Consider the following 4,220-nt stretch of genomic DNA (forward strand, 5'->3'; position numbering starts at 1 on the left):
CCTTGGGGCCGCACCCCCGAACCCCGGCTACCACCTGGGGGCCTCGGGTGACGCGCTGTCGAGCTGTCCGCGCCGGCTCTCACTGTCCTGCGGTGGATGTCTCCGATCCGCGTGACAGTGGCTGAGGTCGGACGATACGCGGGTGCCGGGTCCTGCTGAGGGTGTTTCGGGTGCGGCGGTGGAAGGCGAGGAGGCCGAGGAGCGCGGCAGCGGTGAACCACCCGGCCTGGATGGCGAGGTACTTCGGCAGCGCGGTGGTGGAGAACCCGGCGCCGGTGGCGGCCTGCATCGCGCCGTAGGAAGGCAGGTAGCGCACGACGCTGCCGTCGGAGCCGGAGCTGTAGAGGGGGTTTTGCAGAGCGAGGTCGATGACGCTGGTCATCACGATGGCGAACATGCCCTCCACTTCGCGGCGCAGCAGGGAACCGAAGGCGACGCCCAGGGCGCCGTAGGTGATGCCGGCGCCGAAGAGGGCGGCGGCGAGCAGGGTGGGTTGCTCAGGTGTCCAGAAGGCGCAGGTGAGGACGGTGGCGTAGGCGGCAACGACGGCGGAGACCAGAGCGAGGGAGGTGAGTTTGGCGAGGACGAGATGGGCGCGGGGGTAGCCGGCCAGGGCCAGTCGGCGGTCGAAGTGGCCGCCGGTGAAGGAGGCCGCGAACATCATGAAGCCGATGATCAGGGTGACGGCGTTGAGGGCGCCGGTGATCTCGGTGAGCTGGTTGCCGTGGGGAGTGAGCAGGTGTCCGGTCGCGCGCAGCCGGAAGCGGGTGGGGGTGCTGGGGACGGACCAGAACGCCAGCGCGGTCCAGACGGGGATGAACAGGGCGATGAGGACCATGGCGAAGCGATTGCGCACGTGCTCGATCAGCGTGTAGCGGGCCGCGGTCAGGAAAAGGGTGCGGTGACGGCGTACGGCCGGGGGACGGGTCATGCGGTGGGCTCCGTGGTCCGCTCGTGCAGAACGCCGCCGTCCAGGCGCCACAGCGTGTCGAGGCGTTCGGCGTCGTAGGCGAGGTGGGAGACCACGAGGACCGACCGGCCCTCTCCGCGCAGCCTGATGGCCAGGTCCCAGAACCGCTGGTAGGTCTCCCAGTCGAAACCCTGGTAGGGCTCGTCCAGCAGCAGGATCCGCGGATCGTGCATGAGAGCCAGGGTGAGGTTCAGTTTCTGCCGGGTTCCGCCGCTGAGCGCTCCGGCCCGTTCGTCGGCGTACTCGCTGAACCGGAGTGCCTCCATGACCTGTTCGGCTCGCCCCAGGTCGTGGAGACCGTAGGCGACCTTGAAGTAGTCCAGGTGCTGGCGGACGGTGAGTGCGTCGTTGAGGACGGCGGCCTGCGGGCAGTACCCGAACCCGCCGTGGTGGCGGACCGAACCGTGATCGGGGGTCAGTTCGCCTGAGAGAATCCTCAGCAGGGTCGTCTTGCCCGCGCCGTTCTCGCCGACGATTCCGGCCAGGACGCCGGGCTGCAGTCGCAGGTCGACACCGCGCAGCACTGCACGGCGGCCGTAGGCGTGGTGCACGCCGGTTACCTCCATCGAGGGCTCCTCCCCTTGGCGTTCCGCTATAACGAGCCGGACGTGGCGACGGCACGGGTGCGGCCCGTTGTTCGGGCTGTGCTTTCATCCGATGAGGTGGCGTGGCTGCGACAGCACCCGGCGGGCAGGCGGCTGACGTCTAGGTTCCCGGCATGACCACCTCCTCTTCCCGCCCCGCGGCGCAGGTCCCTCGGCAGGCGGCATCGCATCGAGCCGTCGGCTCAGCGCCCTTCGGCTCGCCGCATCCCTCGGCCGGCGCCGAGGCGTGGTACCTCAACGGGCATCTGCGTGACGAGAGCGGTGATCAGTACACGTGGATGGTCAGTGTCCTCAGGCATCGCGACGTACGGGACGTTGACGCCCGTCCCGGGTATGGCCTGGTGTCGGTGCACTCGGGCCCGGCGGGGGTCTCCCACAGTGCCTGGATCTCGCCCGCCATGCATCGCGCGGTCCGCGACGCGCTCGGCGGCGACAGCGCACTGGATCACCGGGTTCGCGAGGCGATGACCGAAGCCCTGGCCGAGGGCCCGCTGCCGCCCGACCGGCTGCTGGCCGAGCCGGTGGTGGAGTCGGCCGAGAGCCTGGACATCTCCTTCGGGGACCTGGCCGCGCTGCGCCGTGAGGAGGACGGCGGCTACCGTCTGGTCCTCCAGGACGGACAACGCTTCGAGCTTCACCTCAGCCCCGTCAAGCCGGCAGTCCCGCAGTTCGACGCGCAGGGGCGCTATCCCGGGCGGCTTCCGACCGACGCGGACGCGATGACGTCGTACTTCGTGCCCCGGCTGCACGTCCACGGGACCCTGCGTCGTGAGGACGGCACCCGGAAACGGCTGGAGGGGCAGGCCTGGTTCGAGCAGGACTGGGGCACGACCTACTACGACATCCAGCGGGCCCCGGGGACACCGGACCACACCTGGGAGTGGGCCGGTGTCCAGCTGGGCAACGGCTGGGAGATCAGCTGCATCCACTCGCGCCACAGTGATCCCGCCACAGGTGCGGCCACCCTGGAATTCACCCGCGCCACAGCGGTCGCCCCGGACGGCAGCGTCACCCACCACGACATGACCTGGCAGCCCGTGCGCCACTGGACCTCACTGGCCACCCTCAACACCTATCCCACCGCGGTGCGCGTCGGCGTCCCCGACCTCGACCTGGACATCGAGGTCACCGCCGCCACCGGGCAGGGCGAAGTCCGTACCCTCATGGCCGGACGGGCCTTCTGGGAAAGCCCCGCCACCGTGCACGGCGTCATGGGGACCGCGCCCGCGACCGGCACGGCCTTTGTGCAGACCCTGCCCTCCAACACCATCGGCGATATCGAGCACTACATGCGGCGCACCCACGAGACGGCCCGCACCGAAGCCGCCGTGCTCTACTCCACCGACCCGGCTGACGACGCCGCGCTCGGTCTCCTCACCGGCACCAGCGGCAGAACGGACCTGGACGCCTCAGCCCGCGCACGCCTCCACCAGGCAGTCGCCGCCCCGGTCCTGCACCTGCTGGACAACCCAGGGCGCTCCTGGCGTCCTTACGTCGCCGCAGCCGTCCTCTGCCTGCTCGGCACCGACCCCGAGCCCTACCGGCCACTGACCGCGATCACCGAACTCCTCCACGTCTCGGCTCTGGTCATCGACGACATCCAGGACAACTCGCCCACCCGACGGGGCCGCCCGAGCGTCCACGAAGTCTTCGGCACCGCTCCCGCGATCACCGCCGGCACCCTCGGCTACTACACCTTCGACGCCCTCATCCGGCGCGTCCCGCAGGCCGACCCCGACACCATGCTGCGCATCTACCGGCTCTACCTGCGAGACCTCCGCGCCGCCCACGCCGGCCAGGCCCTCGACGTCGCCGGGCACCACACCGCCTTCGACGAAGCCGTGGCAACCGGTCACTCCCGCCCTCTCCTCGACCAGATCCGCACCGCCCACCGCCTCAAGACGGGCATGCTCGTCCGCAGCACCGCGGAGATCGCCGCGATCCTCGGCGGCGCCGACGAGCAACAACTCGCCGCGATCTGCCAGTACTTCGAAGCCGTGGGCATCGCCTACCAGATCACCGACGACGTCGCCGACCTGTACGGGCTGTGCACCGCCGCCGAATACCAGCAAGGCATCACCACCCGCGCCCCCGCCGAAGACCTCCGCAACGGGGAGGTCACCTACCCCGTGGCACACGCCACCGGCCTCCTCGGCGCAACCGACCGCCGACGCCTGCGCGACGCCCTCAGGCAACAGTCCGACACCGGCGCACTCGAGGCGTCCGACCTGCTGATCAACAGCGGAGCCCTCGACGCGTGCGTGGCCGAGGCCCGCGAGCTCGTCGACGACTCCTGGGACGCCCTCGCCCCGTTGCTCCCCCCGAGCGAGCACAAGGCCATGGTGCGCGCGCTGGGCTGGTACGCCGCCCAGCGCGAAACCGACCACGACCCCGGGGCGACCGCCCGCCCGTGAACACCTCACGGCCCTGGCACCAACCACTCGCCGGGCCGTCCCGTTGAGGAGTATCACCGGCCACGGACACCTCCGGGGCCGGCCCCTGAACCCCCGCTTCGGGTACTTCCCGAACACCGGAGCGGCCGGCTCGTGCCGCTCCCCCTCAGCTCCGCGTCGTCCTGGAACGCATCGGTCCGCGGTGCGGTGGCTGTTCGGGTGCCGGGGGTGGGCTGAGACGCGGGATGTCGG

3 protein-coding genes are annotated in these 4,220 nt (G+C 70.7%); 1 reads left to right on the plus strand and 2 read right to left on the minus strand.

Annotated features, from left to right (window positions below; all coding sequences use genetic code 11):
* Positions 1-79: 79 nt before the first annotated feature.
* Both FNH04_RS42335 and FNH04_RS42340 read right to left on the minus strand, forming a co-directional pair.
* Positions 80-931 (minus strand): ABC transporter permease, encoded by an 852-nt coding sequence (locus FNH04_RS42335; RefSeq protein WP_152791555.1) that lies wholly within the window; start codon positions 929-931, stop codon positions 80-82.
* A complete protein-coding gene (locus FNH04_RS42340; protein WP_152791556.1) occupies positions 928-1,536 on the minus strand; it encodes an ABC transporter ATP-binding protein in 609 nt (202 codons plus the stop codon). Before FNH04_RS42340 ends, FNH04_RS42335 begins: the two co-directional genes overlap by 4 nt.
* Positions 1,537-1,688: 152 nt before the next feature.
* On the opposite strand from FNH04_RS42340, the gene FNH04_RS42345 reads away from it, so the two are divergent.
* A complete protein-coding gene (locus tag FNH04_RS42345; RefSeq protein ID WP_152791557.1) occupies positions 1,689-3,989 on the plus strand; it encodes a polyprenyl synthetase family protein in 2,301 nt (766 codons plus the stop codon).
* The last annotated feature ends 231 nt before the right edge of the window (positions 3,990-4,220 follow it).

It is taken from the genome of Streptomyces phyllanthi, assembly GCF_009377205.1.
Classification (GTDB): Bacteria; Actinomycetota; Actinomycetes; order Streptomycetales; family Streptomycetaceae; genus Streptomyces; species Streptomyces phyllanthi.

Bases quoted from the DNA above. Each gene is read 5' to 3' on its own strand.
- FNH04_RS42335 (WP_152791555.1), bottom strand. From the start codon at position 931: ATGACCCGTCCCCCGGCCGTACGCCGTCACCGCACCCTTTTCCTGACC.
- FNH04_RS42340 (WP_152791556.1), bottom strand. From the start codon at position 1,536: ATGGAGGTAACCGGCGTGCACCACGCCTACGGCCGCCGTGCAGTGCTG.
- FNH04_RS42345 (WP_152791557.1), top strand. From the start codon at position 1,689: ATGACCACCTCCTCTTCCCGCCCCGCGGCGCAGGTCCCTCGGCAGGCG.